The 15,996-nt window shown below is 54.3% G+C and carries 16 protein-coding genes; 7 read left to right on the plus strand and 9 right to left on the minus strand.

The genetic code is table 11. From position 1 onward, the window contains the following. Positions 1-69: 69 nt before the first annotated feature. From cysG to nirB, 3 genes are all read right to left on the minus strand, one after another. On the minus strand, positions 70-1,434 hold the full coding sequence (gene cysG / locus C7M51_RS19350; RefSeq protein ID WP_160623158.1) for a siroheme synthase CysG: 1,365 nt from the start codon (positions 1,432-1,434) through the stop codon (positions 70-72). A 104-nt stretch (positions 1,435-1,538) separates the two neighbouring features. Then, entirely contained in the window at positions 1,539-1,868 is a 330-nt protein-coding gene (gene nirD / locus C7M51_RS19355) for a nitrite reductase small subunit NirD (protein WP_160623159.1), read from the minus strand. Then, on the minus strand, positions 1,865-4,408 hold the full coding sequence (nirB, locus tag C7M51_RS19360; protein ID WP_160623160.1) for a nitrite reductase large subunit NirB: 2,544 nt from the start codon (positions 4,406-4,408) through the stop codon (positions 1,865-1,867). Before nirB ends, nirD begins: the two co-directional genes overlap by 4 nt. A 441-nt stretch (positions 4,409-4,849) precedes the next feature. Here nirB and C7M51_RS19365 point away from each other — a divergent pair, with 441 nt between their 5' ends. Beyond that, positions 4,850-5,359, plus strand: coding sequence for an Hcp family type VI secretion system effector (locus C7M51_RS19365; RefSeq protein ID WP_160623161.1), 510 nt, complete (start codon positions 4,850-4,852; stop codon positions 5,357-5,359). Between the two features lie 69 nt (positions 5,360-5,428). On the opposite strand, the gene tsgA is transcribed toward C7M51_RS19365, so the two are convergent. Further along, positions 5,429-6,610: an MFS transporter TsgA gene (gene tsgA / locus C7M51_RS19370; RefSeq protein ID WP_160623162.1), complete on the minus strand. Its 1,182-nt coding sequence runs from the start codon at positions 6,608-6,610 to the stop codon at positions 5,429-5,431. A 275-nt stretch (positions 6,611-6,885) separates the two neighbouring features. Here tsgA and ppiA point away from each other — a divergent pair, with 275 nt between their 5' ends. The 5 genes from ppiA (at position 6,886) to argD (ending at position 10,252) form a co-directional block, all read left to right on the plus strand. Then, positions 6,886-7,458 carry a peptidylprolyl isomerase A gene (gene ppiA / locus C7M51_RS19375; RefSeq protein WP_160623163.1) on the plus strand — a complete coding sequence of 191 codons (573 nt, stop codon included), beginning with the start codon at positions 6,886-6,888 and terminating at the stop codon, positions 7,456-7,458. Positions 7,459-7,555: 97 nt separating this feature from the next. Continuing rightward, entirely contained in the window at positions 7,556-7,726 is a 171-nt protein-coding gene (locus tag C7M51_RS19380) for a YhfG family protein (RefSeq protein ID WP_160623164.1), read from the plus strand. After that, entirely contained in the window at positions 7,716-8,309 is a 594-nt protein-coding gene (locus C7M51_RS19385; RefSeq protein WP_160623165.1) for a putative adenosine monophosphate-protein transferase Fic, read from the plus strand. Before C7M51_RS19380 ends, C7M51_RS19385 begins: the two co-directional genes overlap by 11 nt. A 41-nt stretch (positions 8,310-8,350) precedes the next feature. Next, a complete protein-coding gene (locus tag C7M51_RS19390) occupies positions 8,351-8,962 on the plus strand; it encodes an aminodeoxychorismate synthase component II (protein WP_160623166.1) in 612 nt (203 codons plus the stop codon). Between the two features lie 66 nt (positions 8,963-9,028). Further along, positions 9,029-10,252, plus strand: a complete 1,224-nt coding sequence (argD, locus tag C7M51_RS19395; protein WP_160623167.1) for a bifunctional acetylornithine/succinyldiaminopimelate transaminase — start codon at positions 9,029-9,031, stop codon at positions 10,250-10,252. A 27-nt stretch (positions 10,253-10,279) separates the two neighbouring features. Here argD and C7M51_RS19400 read toward each other — a convergent pair whose 3' ends face one another. Both C7M51_RS19400 and crp read right to left on the minus strand, forming a co-directional pair. Continuing rightward, on the minus strand, positions 10,280-12,358 hold the full coding sequence (locus tag C7M51_RS19400; RefSeq protein WP_160623168.1) for a YccS/YhfK family putative transporter: 2,079 nt from the start codon (positions 12,356-12,358) through the stop codon (positions 10,280-10,282). Positions 12,359-12,420: 62 nt separating this feature from the next. After that, positions 12,421-13,053: a cAMP-activated global transcriptional regulator CRP gene (crp, locus tag C7M51_RS19405; protein WP_013510795.1), complete on the minus strand. Its 633-nt coding sequence runs from the start codon at positions 13,051-13,053 to the stop codon at positions 12,421-12,423. Positions 13,054-13,351: 298 nt separating this feature from the next. On the opposite strand from crp, the gene C7M51_RS19410 reads away from it, so the two are divergent. Continuing rightward, positions 13,352-13,759 (plus strand): OsmC family protein, encoded by a 408-nt coding sequence (locus C7M51_RS19410; protein ID WP_160623169.1) that lies wholly within the window; start codon positions 13,352-13,354, stop codon positions 13,757-13,759. A gap of 5 nt (positions 13,760-13,764) precedes the next feature. Here the strand turns inward: C7M51_RS19410 and C7M51_RS19415 are convergent, their stop codons facing one another. The 3 genes from C7M51_RS19415 to C7M51_RS19425 form a co-directional block, all read right to left on the minus strand. Beyond that, the gene (locus C7M51_RS19415) at positions 13,765-14,634 is read right to left on the minus strand and encodes a phosphoribulokinase (RefSeq protein ID WP_141176461.1); all 870 of its coding nucleotides are present in this window, start codon (positions 14,632-14,634) and stop codon (positions 13,765-13,767) included. Between the two features lie 129 nt (positions 14,635-14,763). Beyond that, complete coding sequence (locus C7M51_RS19420) at positions 14,764-14,982, minus strand: YheU family protein (protein WP_160623170.1); 219 nt, start codon at positions 14,980-14,982, stop codon at positions 14,764-14,766. Between the two features lie 3 nt (positions 14,983-14,985). Next, on the minus strand, positions 14,986-15,978 hold the full coding sequence (locus C7M51_RS19425) for a hydrolase (RefSeq protein ID WP_160623713.1): 993 nt from the start codon (positions 15,976-15,978) through the stop codon (positions 14,986-14,988). Positions 15,979-15,996: the final 18 nt, after the last annotated feature.

Genomic DNA, 15,996 nt, shown 5'->3' on the forward strand with positions numbered 1-15,996 from the left:
AACTGGAATCTCGCGATTGATAATAAAAAAGGCACCCTGAGGTGCCTTTTCTGTCTTCAGACGATAGCGTTAAAACCAGCGTAGCGTATCGCGCAGCGCAACTACTTGCCCAACGATAATCAGGCTGGGGCTGTTGACCTGCGTTGCCAGAATTTCCAGCTGGCTTAGCTCGCCGCATACCACACGTTGCCGCGTGCTGGTGCCATTTTCAACCAGCGCCACCGGCATCGAACCCGCCATTCCGTGCGCCTGTAGCTGGCGTTGAATTTCCCCCGCCTGTGCCAGCCCCATATAGAACACCAGCGTTTGCTGCTCTGCGGCCAGGTTAGCCCAGTCCAGCGAATACTCCTGCTTGCGGTGGCCGGTCACAAAGCGCACGCTGTGTGCGTAATCGCGATGGGTCAGCGGAATACCGCTGTAGGCGGAACAGCCGGAAGCGGCGGTAATGCCGGGGACGACTGAAAAGGGAATATTGCTGCCCGCCAGCGTTTCCAGCTCTTCGCCGCCGCGCCCAAAAATAAAGGGATCGCCGCCTTTCAGCCGCACCACGCGTTTCCCTCGCTGTGCCTGCTGTAACAGGATCTGGTTAATCTCTTCCTGCGGTACGCAATGGTGACCGGCACGTTTACCGACGAAAATCCTTTCTGCATCACGTCGCGCCAGCTGCAATACCTCATCGGAAACCAGGCGGTCATATACCACAATATCCGCCTGTTGGATCTGCTGTAGCCCTTTCAGCGTCAACAGTCCGGCATCGCCAGGTCCGGCCCCCACCAGTACCACTTCGCCGCGGTTATCCAGCGGTTGATTAAACAGCTCGTCAGTAAGCGCCTGCGCCTGCGGCGTATCGTTGTTAGCCAGCGACTGTGCCAGACGATCGCTGACAAACAGCTTTTCCCAGAAGCGACGGCGTTCGGCACCGGTTGGATAGTGCTGCTTGACCCGTTCGCGCAAGCTGCCCGCCAGCGACGCCAGTTTGCCGAGATGCTGCGGCAGCAGCGCTTCCAGCTTTTCACGCAGCAGACGCGCCAGCACCGGCGCTCGCCCGCCGGAGGAGATAGCGATGGTTAACGGCGCACGATCGATAATTGAAGGCATGATGGCGCTGGCCTGCGCCGGGGCATCCACGACGTTGCAGAACAGGCGACGCGCTTCCGCTGCCTCGCTGACCTGCTGATTGACCTGCTCATCGCTGGTAGCGGCAATCACCAGCCAGCACTTATCCAGCAGTTCCGGGGAGAAGGGCTGCTGTATCAGCGTTGCTTCGCCCGTTTGCTGCCATTCACTGAACGGCGGGCTGAACTCCAGTGCACATACATGAAGCTGCGCACCGGCATCAAGCAGCAGGCGGGCCTTACGAGCGGCGACATCGCCCGCGCCGACCAGCAAACAGACCTTGCCGCGAAGCTGGCAAAATAAGGGTAGATAATCCATGGTATTCTCCGGCGTAGCGGTATGAATGGTTATGGTTTGCAGGTGATGCGGCGCACGAAGTGCGCCGCGGGCAGGAATGATCGGAACGTTTTACGAAGCTGGCGTTAGTCGCAGGCGACTTCTACCTGGCCTTCGTGTACCCGTACCGGCCAGCTGCGGACTGAATGTTCGGCATCTTCCATACAGAGGCCGTCACGCAGGCGAAAATGCTGTTTTTTCAGCGGGCTGGCGACCCACAGTTCCTGCTGATGCTCGGCGATAATGCCACGAGACAGTACGCTGGCCTGAGCAAAAGGATCGATATTGCTGATAGCGTAGACTTCTTCATCCGCACGTGGACGGAAGATGGCTACCTGCTCACCCTGCACCAGCGCACAAACGCCGGTGGCAGGCAAAATATCTTCTAATTTACAAACGGCTTGCCAGTTGCTCATGCCCGTTCCTCCTCTTCAAGCAGTTTCACCTCAATACGCTCATGTGGACGAGCCGGACGGTGCTGTTCACGTACATCCACCATTTGCACCAGCGGGTCGCGCTGTGAACTGTTGATGAAGTGCGCGAAGCGTTTCTGCAGTTCCGGATGCTCAAGCGTGGCCTTCCATTCGCAGATAACGCGATCGCGTAGCTGCTGCATGTCGGATTCCAGTTGTTCATTCAGACCCAGTTTGTCATCAACAACGATGCTGCGCAGATAGTCGATGCCGCCATCAAGGCTTTCCAGCCACAGAGAGGTGCGTTGCAGTTTATCGGCGGTACGGATGTAGAACATCATAAAGCGATCGAGGTAGCGCAACAGCGTTTCTCTGTCGAGATCGGCTGCCAGCAGATCGGCATGGCGTGGTTTCATGCCGCCGTTACCGCAAACGTAGAGGTTCCAGCCTTTATCGGTGGCGATAATGCCTACGTCTTTGCCTTGCGCTTCGGCACATTCACGCGTACAGCCAGAAACACCGAATTTAACTTTATGCGGAGTACGGATGCCTTTGTAGCGATTTTCCAGTTCGATACCGAAGCCCAGGCTGTCACCGACGCCGTAACGGCACCAGGTGCTGCCGACGCAGGTTTTCGCCATGCGCAGCGCTTTGGCATAGGCGTGACCGGTTTCAAAACCAGCATCAATCAGCTTGCTCCAGATAGCGGGCAGATCGTCTTTCTGTACGCCAAACAGGCCGATACGCTGAGAACCGGTGATTTTGGTGTACAGGTTGTACTGACGTGCAATCTGCCCAATCACCACCAGACCTTCAGGTGTGATTTCGCCGCCAGCGGAGCGGGGGATCACGGAGTAGGTGCCATCTTTCTGGATATTACCGAGGAAGCTATCGTTGGTTTCCTGAAGCGGCGTATGCTGCGGTTCCAGAATATAGTCGTTCCAGCAGGACGCGAGCAGCGAGCCGATAGTCGGTTTACAGATTTCGCAGCCGTAGCCTTTGCCATACTTAGTCAGCAACTCATCAAAGGTCTTAATACCTTCAACACGGATCAGGTGATAAAGCTCCTGACGTGACCAGGCGAAGTGTTCGCACAGGTGGTTGTTGACTTCAATACCCTGGCGGCTCAGCTCGGCGTTCAGTACCTGAGTGATTAACGGTATGCAGCCACCGCAGCCGGTACCGGCACGGGTTTCCGCTTTGATGGCGGCAACGGTATGACAGCCTTGCGCTACCGCTTTAATAATGTCGCCTTTGGATACGTCAAAGCAGGAGCAAATCTGCGCGCTTTCCGGCAGTGAATCAACGCCCAGCACCGGTTTTTCACTGCCCGCGTGCGAAGGCAGAATCAGGCTGTCAGGATTATCCGGCAGGGCAACCTGGTTCAGCATCAGCTGCAACAGCTGACCATAATCGCTGGTATCGCCAACCAGTACCGCGCCCAGCAGATGTTTATTATCCTGGCTTACGACCAGGCGTTTGTAGACGCCCGATTTTTCATTGAGGTAAACATAGCTGCGCGCACCTGGAGTGCGGCCATGCGCATCGCCAATGCCGCCAACGTCCACGCCCAGCAGTTTCAGCTTGGCGCTCATATCAGCACCGGCAAAGCGATTTTCCCTACCGAGCAGGTGATCGCTGGCGACCTGCGCCATTTTGTAGCCTGGCGCTACCAGACCAAAGATTTTTTCATTCCAGGCGGCGCATTCGCCGATGGCATAAATATCCGGATCGGCACTCTGACAGAAATCGTTAATCAGGATCCCGCCGCGTGTACCGACCGGCAGGTCGCTTTGACGTGCCAGTTTATCCTGGGCGCGAATACCGGTAGAGAAGACAACAAAATCGACATCTAGCTCACTGCCATCAGCGAATTCCAGCGTTTTACCTTTCGCGTGATGAACGATATTTTGCGTATTTTTGCTGGTGTGAACCTGTACGCCCATCTGTTCGATTTTACGACGCAGCTGGCTACCGCCCATCGCATCAAGCTGTTCAGCCATCAACACCGGTGCAAATTCGATAACGTGGGTTTCAATGCCGAGGTTTTTCAGCGCGCCAGCCGCTTCCAGCCCAAGCAGACCGCCGCCGATCACCGCACCGCTTTTACTGCGGCGTGAACACTCTTCGATGGCGTTGAGATCTTCAATGGTACGGTAGACAAAGCAGTCCGGGCCATCGGAGCCTTTGATTGGCGGAATCCAGGGATAAGAGCCGGTAGCCATGATTAATTTGTCATACACCACGGCGCGGCCGCTGCTGGAGTGGATCACTTTTTCCTTACGGTTAAGCGTGATCGCGCGTTCGCCCAGCAAGAGGTGAATGCCATGTTTTTCATAATAGCCTTCACGCACCAGCGACAGTTCTTCAACGGTGTGATGGGAAAAGTATGCGGAGAGATGGACGCGGTCGTAAGCCACACGGGGCTCTTCACAGAAGACGGTAATATCGAACTGGCCCGGTTCAGCCTTATCGATTAATTCTTCAATGAAGCGGTGGCCAACCATGCCATTACCAATGATGGCGAGTTTGACAGTGCTCATTTTTGCCTCAATTTTAAGCTAATTGGTGCCACAATAACGCGACCATTAGCTTGCTTATTGATATACATCAATTGAGGCTTAAAATACTCCTTAGTGAGTAGGTGCTTGATTAGCTGGGTATTTTATTAATATGTTTATTATCTGACACTTAGCAAATATAGCAAGTTGCGAATTTGTTGCTAAATCGTGTTAGCTAAGTATACGTATCTAATCCTTAAAGGGCGTGATAGTTGCGCCAGCGTACTGTGTACTTAAGCAGCAGCGATCGCTTCGATAAAGAAGCCGTCGCCGTTAATATTTGCCCCTTTTCGTGCTGCGCTAACAAAAACTAAATTGCAATTTATCTTTAATGTCTGCTCATATTTTGCCCGACAGAAAAGAGATTAAACTGGCCCGATAAATAAATTCATCGGATCGTTGATAAATAAAGGTAGCCAGTTGATGGAAGATAAAGTCTATAAAATGTATCTGAAGATTGATGGCGTAGAGGGCGAATGCAGGGAAGCTCTGCACCAGGGGTGGATAGAGGTTGAACATTATTCTTATAGCTTTCTACGTGATTATTCCGTAGATGCGCACGGTAAGCCGACGTATTCCCCGCTCAGCGTCAGCTGCCGCCTGGATCGGGCAACCGTTGAACTGGCCAATCTCATCTCAAACGAAGAGACGATAAAAGAGCTCGTGCTCTCTGCATGGAGCATGGAAGATAACTCGTACGAAGTCTTTCGGCTGACGCTGGAAAACGTTCAGCCAATGCATCTTTACATGCAGGGAGGGTTTGGTATGGAGGGATCGCTGGTCAATTATGAATTTCAGGGTTCGCGCTATATCTGGCAGCACTGGAAGCAGGGGGAAAACGGAGAAAAAGGGAGTGAAACGCGTTCGGGATGGGATTACGAAACGGGCACAGTCTATCCGCAGCCTGAAATAAAAGAAGGCGATAAAGCGTAACGCGATCGCGGTACGCTTAGTCTTATAAGCCGGTTATCGGGCGAAACCACCATATTCCGCCCGGAAGTATTAATGATCGGCGTGGCCGTTCTGACGATGCTTCGTAACAAAGCCCAGCAGCAGACACATCACGAATACCACGGCGTAGAGGCCGTTAGCGGTTGCCAGCGCCGCGTGCGCGCCGCCTTTCGCCACAATCGGCCCGGTGACCACGAAGGTCAGCATGGTGCCTACAGTACCGCAGGTCAGAATAAAGTTAACCAGCTTCGGCGAAGAGACTTTAGTTTGCTGAGAACCGAGCGTAATGATGGTGGTATAGATCGCGCTGGAGAAGAAGCCCAGGCCGATAATAATCCACTTCAGCATTGCTGCATCGTTGCTGCTGACGAACCAGTACATTAGCAGAGTCGCCAGCGCGGCCAGCACCATCAGAATGCGTTGCAGATCGAAGAAGCGCAGAATAAAGCTAAACGCCCACATCCCGATCATATAAGAGGTCCAGAAGTTCCCTACCAGCTGCCCGGCGGCGCTGATATCCATGCCCATGGTTTTAGTTGCGTATTCCGGCACCCAGGAGATAAAACCAAGCTGTCCGAGGATATAGCAGAGGGCGGCAATGGATAACAGCAGCACGCCAACGCCCCATTTTTCTTTCGCTACTGGCTGTGCATCATGCTGTTTTTTACCCAGCACCGGAAATTCAACGGTGAGCGTCAGCAGGAAGATCGCCAGATAGATGATGCCAATGCAGACGTAAACCCAATACCAGGGCAGATGGCGCGCCAGCAGCATACCGGCGATCACCGGGAAAATCGTACCGGCCATGCTAAAGAAGGAGTCGGTAAACAGCAGACGCGATCCGCGTTGACGCCCTTCGTAAAGATGGGTGATCAGGAAGGTGCCGATCGACATCGTAATCCCACTCACCACGCCCAGCACGAACATACAGGCGGAGAAAATAGCGAGGCTGTGGCTGGTCATCAGGCCAAGCACTGCCAGCACCATCAGCACAAAGCCGAAAATCAGCTGGCGCTTCAGCGGCACAATCTCCATCAGCCAGGCGTTAAGAAAGACTGCCGCCAGGATACCGGTGTTAAGAAAAGTGAAGGTGTTGCTCATTTCAGAAACCGGAAGCTGGAAATAGTTAGCGATATCGCCTAACACCATCCCGGTGACGATAACCAGCGCGCCGGTGAGCGCATAGGAAAAGAAACTGATCCACGTCAGTCCAATGCGGTTACGATTTGTCATAGTTGGGGGACCTTGAGCCAAAGGAACCTGCCTGAGTCAGCACAGGGGATTGTCAGGGAGAAGTGTAAAGAAATTTTATTTGCGATCAAACTAGCGATGAAACAACCTTTGTTGATTTCATCAATAATGTGATTTAAATCACCATTTATTGCCAGTAGTTAACGTTTGCGCCAAAACGTTGTTTACGTAAATAAAGGTAAAACGCTGGCTCTTACTCTACATGCTCTTTACAATCAATTTCGTTTGGATTTTGTGGCCACAGTAAGGAATATTTCATGGTGAAACGTACTTTGACAGCGGTTGCGGCACTCATCGCGCTGTCTGCTTTTTCTGTCCCCGGCTTCGCTGCGCAAGGCGATACGCATGTCCTCCTGACCACCTCCGCCGGTAATATCGAACTTGAACTGAATAATCAAAAAGCGCCGGTGTCAGTTAAGAATTTTGTTGATTACGTTAATAGCGGCTTTTACAACAATACAACTTTTCACCGCGTTATCCCCGGCTTTATGATCCAGGGCGGCGGCTTCACCAGCGATATGCAGCAGAAGCCTACCAACAGCCCGATTAAAAATGAAGCGGACAATGGCCTGCGTAATACGCGTGGCACTATCGCGATGGCGCGTACCGCAGAAAAAGACAGCGCGACCAGCCAGTTCTTTATCAATGTGACCGATAACGCTTTCCTTGATCACGGCCAGCGCGATTTCGGCTACGCCGTTTTCGGTAAAGTGGTAAAAGGTATGGACGTGGCGGATAAAATTTCGCAGGTGCCGACCAAAAATATTGGTCCTTACCAGAACGTTCCCAGCAAGCCCGTTGTTATCCTTTCCGCTAAAGTCCTGCCCTGATCATTATGCCGCCGCGCCCGCGGCGGCTATGCCTCCGCCAGCAGAGCCCCGTTTTGCTGCTTATACTTAGGTCATCTTTTCCCTGACCGGAGGCAGCATGCCAACAAAACTGACCGAAAAGCAGAAAGCCACGCTGTGGCAGCAGCGGCGTAACGCCAATTTTCTGGCCAGTAGCAAACTGGAAGGCTTAATGTTTGTAGAAGTCACGCTGGATACCGGGCAGGCCACAGAACGTCTGCAGACGTTATGGAGGCAATATGGCGGCTAACGCAATGACCGAACGCGATCCTTACTACTGGCAAAACGATGATGTGCTGCGCAACCGCCTCGATATTCACGATGCTGCCCAACTGCAAAAAGCGGAAGCCGCTTTCACCTCGCTGCGTGCCGCAACGATCGAACTGGGGCCGCGCAATCTTGGTTTCCCTTATCTCTGCCTGATTCATCGCACGCTGTTTCAGGATCTTTATGACTGGGCCGGAGAAATCCGAGAAATCGATCTCTACCTGGACGATACACCGTTTTGCCACTTTGAATATATTGAAAAAGAGGGCAATGCGCTGATGGAAGCGCTGGAGGAGGAGAACGGCCTGGCCGATCTGCCGTTTGAGCAATTTGTTGCGCGGCTGGCGCACTATTATTGTGAAATTAACATGCTGCATCCGTTCCGCGACGGTAACGGGCGCGCACAGCGTCTGTTCTTTGAACAGCTGATCATTCACGCCGGATATGATATCGACTGGAGCAAAACCGATCGAGAGGCGTGGCTGAAAGCGAATAAAGAGAGCGTGAGCGGTGATTTACAGGCGCTAACTAATATCTTTGCCAGCGTAGTGAGCGAGGTGAAGTAAGCGCGTAGAATGGCAGCGTTTTGTCCCAACCCGGAGCAACAATGCTGCTGCTTATTGATAATTACGACTCCTTTACCTGGAACCTCTACCAGTATTTCTGCGAGCTGGGTGCAGAAGTGCTGGTGCGCCGTAATGATGAAATTTCCCTTGCCGAGATGCAGTCGCTGCCGTTGACGCATCTCGTTATCTCTCCCGGCCCCTGTTCGCCTGACGAGTCAGGTATCTCCCTTGATGCCATACGCGCCTTTGCCGGAAAACTGCCGGTGCTGGGCGTATGTCTCGGACATCAGGCGCTGGCACAGGTATTTGGCGCGCGTGTTATCCGCGCACGTCAGGTGATGCACGGTAAAACCTCCGCTATTAAACATCAGCAGCGTGGCCTGTTCGCTGGCCTGGCGCAGCCGCTTACCGTGACGCGTTATCATTCGCTGATTGTGGAAAAAGAGACGCTGCCAGATTGCCTGGAAGTCACCGCCTGGAGTTTGCGTGATGACCAGCCTGACGAAATTATGGGGCTACGGCATACCACGCTGGATGTGGAAGGCGTGCAGTTTCACCCGGAAAGTATTCTCAGCCAGCAGGGGCACCAGCTATTAGCTAATTTTTTGCTACGTCAGCCGAAAGTCGCAGCGGCGACTGGTAAATTCATTTGACTTATTATGCACTTTTATTGATTATTTTTTCATTGAGGTTTGATGGCTCAGCAGAAGAGGTAGCGAATGGTAGCAGACAAATTAACGGTAACGCGTGAGACGTTTGATAAGGTGATTTTGCCTGTTTATGCACCAGCGCAGTTTGTGCCGGTCAGAGGAAAAGGTAGCCGCGTTTGGGATCGCGATGGCAAAGAGTATATCGATTTTTCCGGCGGCATCGCCGTCACTGCCCTGGGCCACTGCCATCCGGCGCTGGTGGAGGCGTTGAAAACCCAGGGCGAGACGCTGTGGCATACCAGCAACGTATTTACTAACGAACCGGCGCTGCGTCTGGCCAGCAAACTGATCAATGCTACCTTTGCCGAGCGCGTTTTCTTCGCTAACTCCGGTGCTGAAGCCAACGAGGCCGCCTTCAAGCTGGCCCGCTATTATGCCGCTACGCGCCACTCTCCCTATAAAAGTAAAATTATTGCTTTCCATAATGCTTTTCATGGCCGCACGCTGTTTACCGTTTCTGTCGGTGGACAGCCTAAATATTCTGACGGCTTCGGACCGAAACCGGCAGATATTATCCATGTGCCCTTTAACGATCTCGAGGCGGTGAAAGCGGTAATTGACGATCACACCTGCGCGGTGGTGGTCGAGCCGATTCAGGGCGAAGGAGGGGTGTTGCCCGCTACGCAGGCGTTTATGCAGGGGCTGCGTCAGCTATGCGATCGTCATCAGGCGCTGCTGGTGCTGGATGAAGTACAGAGCGGGATGGGGCGCAGCGGTAAGCTGTTCGCTTATGAGCACTACGATATTCGTCCCGATATTCTTACCACGGCGAAAGCGCTGGGCGGCGGCTTCCCGGTTAGCGCGATGCTGACCACGGAAGAAATCGCCTCAGCGATGTCGCCCGGCGTGCATGGCACCACCTACGGCGGCAATCCGCTGGCCTGCGCCGTAGCAGAAGCGGCGCTGGATATCATTAATACGCCGCAGGTACTGGAAGGCGTGGCGCAGCGGCGTCAGCGCTTTATCGAGGCGCTGGAAGCAATCAACACCAAACTGGAGCTGTTTAGCGAGGTACGGGGCAAAGGGCTACTGATTGGCGCGCAGCTAAAACCGCAGTATCAGGGAAAAGCGCGTGACATTTTACACGCCGCCGCAACCGAAGGCGTTATGGTGCTGACGGCTGGCACTGACGTGATCCGTTTTGCGCCTTCGCTGGTAATTCCGCTGGCGGATATCGGCGACGGCATGGCGCGTTTTGCCAGGGCGGCAGAAAAAGCGTTAAACGCAGGCTGAACACGGCGCGCCAGCAGGCGCGCTTTTTTATCCTTTGCGCAGCCGCCGTACCAGCCATTTACCGTGCTGTGGCCGCTGGCTCCAGGCAAGCGAAGAGATGGTGTGCATTACCGACAGATGCTCAAGAATGCGTCTGACGTGGCGTTCCATAATTGTGACCGCACCGCTCTCCTGACCGCTGTGTTGACTCTCCAGGATATTGGTTTCCTGACCAGGGCCGTCATACTCCAGCCGCTGCTGGCAGCGCTGTAGCGCAATTTCACAGGATTGCAGATAACGTTGGGCCAGCTCCGGTGTCAGCATCGTGTGTTCACGTGCCAGGATCGTCATGGCGTTAATATGCTCAACGATAAACTGGCTGTGGGTGACCCACAGCTTCATATCGTTCAGATAGCGAGTGTTAAAGGCTGGTTCCTGCATTGCCTGATTCAGCGAGTTAAACAGGGCATTGTGCGCCTGATTTACCAGCACACGCTGCCAGGCAAGCTTCTGTGGTGAATGCTCATCGCCCAGCAACATGCGCAGCGCTTCCTGATCGGCTTCCAGCGCATCATGCGCGTTTTGGCGTAGCAGCCCGCTCTGCCACTGCGGCCACAGCCACACCATCCCGCCGAAGGCGATACAGCAGCCTACCAGCGTATCCATCAGACGCGGCAGCAGAAACTGCGCGCCGTTGAGCGCCAGCAGCTGTAATGAATAAACTGCGGTAACGGTAAAACCAATCGTCGCCCAACCGTAATACTTGCGGATAAAGAGGTAGCTGACCAGCGTAATCACCAGCATGATCGACAGTACCACCGATTCCGGCACTGAAAAGCGCAGCGTAGCGGCGGCGATAGCCAGTCCGGCGAGCGTGCCGATGGCGCGGTGCTGGATACGCACGCGCGTGGCGCGGTAGCCGTTCTGGCTGACGAACATAATGGTCATCAGAATCCACCACGGCTTAGGCACATTAAACGCCAGCGCCAGCACGCTACCGAATACCAGCATTACGGCAAAACGTCCGGCGGTGCGTAGCGCAGCCGATTTTAAGGAGAGGTAGCTGCGCAACGCGGGCAATAACGGAAGCCGTCGCTGCCTGTCTGCCAGTAAATCACGTCGGTAGAGTGGGCGCTGCGTGCGCAGCACGCGGGCGATGCGGCTGAAGTGGTAATAGCAAAAATGACCAACCGGATTTTCAGGATGCTGACGCGCAATTTTTTCCAGGCCCAGCAGCGGTTTTTCCATACTGAAGCGCGGCGGCATACGGTGATAGAGCATATCGTCCGCCAGCTCACGCAATCGGGCAGCGATGGTTTGTGCGTTCCAGCGAATCACCGCCTCCGCGTGGCTCTGCTCTACCAGCTTCTGTACTTCTTTTGGCTGATGCAGGCTGACGGAAATGTGCTCCTGTAGATCGAGCGCGACCTGAAAGGCGCGCGTCAGACGTTGATGGCTGTGATCGCGATTGGCGGCCAGCATATGCATTTGCTGATAGCAGGTATTGATCAGATCGACCGCTTTTTGCTGGCGCGCCAGCAGCGGCGGCAGCGCTTTTTCCGGATCGGTAAGCTGCGTGAGCAGGGTATATTTTGCTTCACAGTAGTCGGCCAGCTCACGGTAGAGCAGGCTTAGCGTTTCACGCAGCGGCTGTTCTTTCCAGAGACGAAACCAGAGCCAGTTAAACAGCCCATACCAGAAAGTACCTGCGATATAGAGCAGCGGCGGCACCCAGATGGGCATTTGCCCCACCAGGCCGAGAGTGAAAATCGCGGCAATCAGCGAGGCTGGAAGCAGACGGGCATGTAGCGGCCCGATTTCACCGGTAACGCCCAGCAGCAGAGCCATAGTAAAGAGGGTGACGGGCAGCGGAATATGGTGCAGCGAGAGCCACTGAATAAGAAAGCTGCTGAGCGCGAAGAGCGAGCCGCCAACGATCAGCCGTTTGAAGAAGCGTTTATGCGGCGTATCCAGCCCGGCGATATTGCAGCAGGCGGGCACCAGCGAAAACAGCAGTCCCTTTTGCAAATCCCCTAACAGCCAGCCGATCGCCACCGGCAAACAGAGCACCAGCGTCTGACGCAGCGCATAGTTCACTTCAGGATGGTAGATAATTCTCCGCCACATCACCACATCACAAAAATAAACACGGCGTGATGCAGGGCACCACGCCGTGCGATCAATTAAGCTTAACGGGTGCCGTAAACGACAATCGTCTTACCATGAGCGGAGATCAGATTTTGATCCTCCAACATTTTCAGGATGCGTCCCACCGTTTCACGTGAGCAGCCGACAATCTGGCCGATCTCCTGACGGGTGATTTTGATCTGCATACCGTCCGGGTGGGTCATGGCATCAGGCTGTTTTGCCAGATTAAGCAGCGTCTGTGCGATGCGGCCCGTAACGTCGAGGAAAGCTAAATTGCCCACTTTCTCCGAGGTAACCTGCAGACGACGCGCCATCTGAGCAGACAGCCGCATCAGGATATCAGGATTCACCTGAATCAGCTGACGAAATTTTTTGTAGGAAATCTCAGCCACTTCACAAGCGGTTTTTGCCCGTACCCATGCGCTGCGTTCCTGGCCTTCTTCGAACAGGCCAAGCTCGCCAATGAAATCACCTTGGTTGAGGTAGGAGAGGATCATCTCTTTGCCTTCTTCATCCTTGATCAGCACCGCGACTGCACCTTTTACGATGTAATAGAGCGTTTCGGCCTTTTCACCCTGGTGAATCAACGTACTTTTTGATGGATATTTGTGGATATGGCAATGTGACAGGAACCATTCGAGAGTAGGGTCTGTTTGCGGTTTGCCGAGAACCATTCGCTGTTATCCTCTGTTGTAATCGTGCCCTAAATACAGGGGGCAGTTTCCCTGTCAGGCGTTGAAATGGTAAAGCGTTTTCTGTTGGAAATTTATCCGGGCAATTCTGGCGCGCCAGGGCGTGAAAAAGTCCCGTTTTCGTTTCTGAGAACGAAAATATTACAGCTTTGTTTGTAGCACAGCTTTATCCTGGTGTCTCCTGTTGTCTCGCTTCAGCTTGAGGTGAATCGGACAATTGCCGTTTAGCTGCTGAAAGCGTAGGCTGACAGTAAGCGGCATTATCCCGGGAATAATGAATATGCAGGCACGAGTAAAATGGGTGGAAGGACTCACTTTTTTAGGCGAGTCCGCTTCAGGGCATCAGGTTCTGATGGATGGTAACTCCGGCGATAAAGCGCCGAGCCCCATGGAAATGGTGCTGATGGCAGCGGGCGGTTGCAGCGCCGTTGACGTAGTATCGATCCTGCAAAAAGGCCGAAACGCGGTCACCGACTGCGAGGTGCGGCTGACCTCCGAGCGACACGAGCAGGCTCCGCGCATATTTACCCGCATCAACCTGCACTTTATCGTCAGCGGTAAAGGGCTGAGTGACAAAGCGGTAGCGCGCGCCGTTGAGCTTTCTGCGGAAAAATATTGTTCCGTAGCGATTATGCTGGGTAAGGGTGTTGCCATTACCCACAGCTACGAATGCATGGAGATTGCCTGACATCCTTAAGCAACCTGCTTTCCTTCAACCAGACGTTGTACCAGCGGCAGCATGATCAATTCCATCGCCAGCCCCATTTTGCCGCCGGGTACTACCAGCGTATTGATATGCGAAATAAACGAGCCCTGTAGCATCGCCAGCAGATAAGGGAAATCGATGTTCTCCAGTCCGCGAAAGTGGATGACGACAAAGCTTTCATCCAGCGAAGGAATCGCGCGGGCAGCAAAAGGGTTCGAGGTATCGACCGTAGGCACGCGCTGGAAGTTAATGTGAGTGCGGGAGAACTGCGGCGTAATGTAGTTGATGTAATCTTCCATCGAGCGCACCACCGAATCCATCACCGCCTCGCGGGAATGTCCGCGTTCGCTGGTATCGCGCACCAGTTTCTGAATCCACTCAAGGTTAACGATGGGCACCACGCCAACCAGCAGATCTACCTGTTCTGCAACGTTATGCTGTTGAGTCACAACGCCACCGTGCAGCCCCTCGTAGAACAGGACGTCCGTTGGCTCCGGCAGCGGCTGCCACGGCGTAAAAGTGCCGGGCACCTGATTCCACGGCACCGCCTCATCATAGGTGTGCAGATATTTGCGTGACTGACCGCGTCCGCTGGCTCCATATTCGATAAAGGTTTGCTCCAGCAGACCGAAATCATTGGCCTCCGGACCAAAATAGCTGATGTGGCGGCCCAAATCGCGTGCCTTGCGGATCGCCATATCCATTTCCGGGCGCGTATAGCGGTGAAAGCTGTCACCCTCCAGCTCGGCGGCGTGCAGATTGAGCTGCTGAAAGATCTTGCGAAAGGCAAGACTGGTAGTGGTGGTTCCCGCTCCGCTGGAGCCGGTCACCGCGATAATGGGATGCCTGGCTGACATAGCTACTCTCTGGGTGATATCGGGGTGATAAGCATTGTTACCACGTTTAGCCCGGAAGTGTCATCATCAGGCGTACCGGGCGAAAGCGTATTAATGTGATGTGGCGCACAGAGCGAAGTATGCGCCCGGCTAACCGCGAAACTGACCGCGCGGCATGATGTTGACCGTTTCATGTAGCTCAGACCACACCAGCACCGCCTCACCGCTTTTTAGCTGGCGATATACATCTTCAACTTTTTCCGCCAGCGAACGCTCCTGCTCGCCATAGTCGGTGCCCTCGCGCAGGACGAAAGCTTCAATCAGGTTATCTAAGGTTTCCGGGGAAATATCTTGCCAGGGAATTATCACAGCTTAATTGTCCAGATAAGGTGAAAGCCATTGCGGAATGCGCTGTTCCAGCCACATTTGTGGGTGGCGCAGCGTGCCAGCGACAAAGCCGACGTGACCGCCATATTCCGTCAGTTGATACTCAATGTTAGCAGGTAACCGGCTCAGATCGGGAATCACATCGTCGGTCATAAAAGGATCGTCTTTGGCGTGGATGATCAGCAGCGGTTTACGTACACCGGGCAGTAGCGGCATGGCGCTGGCGCGCCGATAGTAATCACCGGCGTCGGCGAAGCCGTGAGCGCGGGCGGTAATGGCATCATCAAAATCACGCAGGCGCTTTAATGCGTTAAGCTGCGCCAGATCTATCGGCAGCGTGCCGGGCCAGGCGTGCAGCTTGCGTCTGGCATTGAGTTTAAGCTGACCCAGCAGGTAGCGCTGATAGACGCGCGAGAAACCCCGTTCCAGCTTCGCGCTGCACGGCTCCAGCATCAGAGGTGCGGAAACCACTACGCCTGCATCCAGCAGGCAATCCTCGCCCTGTTTACCCATCAGACAGGCCAGCATATTGCCGCCCAGCGAGACGCCGACGGCGGCAGTAGGCACCGGGCCAAAAGTGGTACGTAGCCATTGCAGAAAATAGCTGGCATCTTCAGTTTCGCCGGAGTGGTAGATGCGCCCCAGACGATTGGGCACGCCGCTGCAACCGCGAAAATGCATCACCACGCCAAGCCAGCCGCGCTGCCGCCAGGCCTGCAACAGCCCATGCGCGTAAGGACTGTTAAAATTGCCCTCCAGACCGTGAAATAACACCGCGCGCGGCTTGTGGACCGCCGTGGATGGATCCTCACTCCACGCGAGATCGAGAAAGTCGCCGTCAGGCAAATCAAGGCGCTGCCAGTGTGGCTTCAGCAGCGCGCGGCGGCGGAACAGGCGCGGCATCACCGTTTGCAGGTGAGGATTATGTAATCCTTTCATAGGGATAAAAGGATATTCACGGACGTGATTAAATTTCATCATCTGGGGCTTGTACGT

It is taken from the genome of Mixta intestinalis, from assembly GCF_009914055.1.
In the GTDB taxonomy this organism is placed as follows: domain Bacteria; phylum Pseudomonadota; class Gammaproteobacteria; order Enterobacterales; family Enterobacteriaceae; genus Mixta; species Mixta intestinalis.

What these genes read in the sequence shown, in the direction of transcription:
- argD (WP_160623167.1), top strand. Translation starts at nt 9,029, where the DNA reads ATGGTAGCAGACAAATTAACGGTAACGCGTGAGACGTTTGATAAGGTG.
- C7M51_RS19415 (WP_141176461.1), bottom strand. Translation starts at nt 14,634, where the DNA reads ATGTCAGCCAGGCATCCCATTATCGCGGTGACCGGCTCCAGCGGAGCG.
- C7M51_RS19400 (WP_160623168.1), bottom strand. Translation starts at nt 12,358, where the DNA reads ATGTGGCGGAGAATTATCTACCATCCTGAAGTGAACTATGCGCTGCGT.
- C7M51_RS19425 (WP_160623713.1), bottom strand. Translation starts at nt 15,978, where the DNA reads ATGAAATTTAATCACGTCCGTGAATATCCTTTTATCCCTATGAAAGGA.
- C7M51_RS19385 (WP_160623165.1), top strand. Translation starts at nt 7,716, where the DNA reads ATGGCGGCTAACGCAATGACCGAACGCGATCCTTACTACTGGCAAAAC.
- C7M51_RS19390 (WP_160623166.1), top strand. Translation starts at nt 8,351, where the DNA reads ATGCTGCTGCTTATTGATAATTACGACTCCTTTACCTGGAACCTCTAC.
- crp (WP_013510795.1), bottom strand. Translation starts at nt 13,053, where the DNA reads ATGGTTCTCGGCAAACCGCAAACAGACCCTACTCTCGAATGGTTCCTG.
- cysG (WP_160623158.1), bottom strand. Translation starts at nt 1,434, where the DNA reads ATGGATTATCTACCCTTATTTTGCCAGCTTCGCGGCAAGGTCTGTTTG.
- C7M51_RS19365 (WP_160623161.1), top strand. Translation starts at nt 4,850, where the DNA reads ATGGAAGATAAAGTCTATAAAATGTATCTGAAGATTGATGGCGTAGAG.
- nirD (WP_160623159.1), bottom strand. Translation starts at nt 1,868, where the DNA reads ATGAGCAACTGGCAAGCCGTTTGTAAATTAGAAGATATTTTGCCTGCC.
- tsgA (WP_160623162.1), bottom strand. Translation starts at nt 6,610, where the DNA reads ATGACAAATCGTAACCGCATTGGACTGACGTGGATCAGTTTCTTTTCC.
- nirB (WP_160623160.1), bottom strand. Translation starts at nt 4,408, where the DNA reads ATGAGCACTGTCAAACTCGCCATCATTGGTAATGGCATGGTTGGCCAC.
- ppiA (WP_160623163.1), top strand. Translation starts at nt 6,886, where the DNA reads ATGGTGAAACGTACTTTGACAGCGGTTGCGGCACTCATCGCGCTGTCT.
- C7M51_RS19380 (WP_160623164.1), top strand. Translation starts at nt 7,556, where the DNA reads ATGCCAACAAAACTGACCGAAAAGCAGAAAGCCACGCTGTGGCAGCAG.
- C7M51_RS19410 (WP_160623169.1), top strand. Translation starts at nt 13,352, where the DNA reads ATGCAGGCACGAGTAAAATGGGTGGAAGGACTCACTTTTTTAGGCGAG.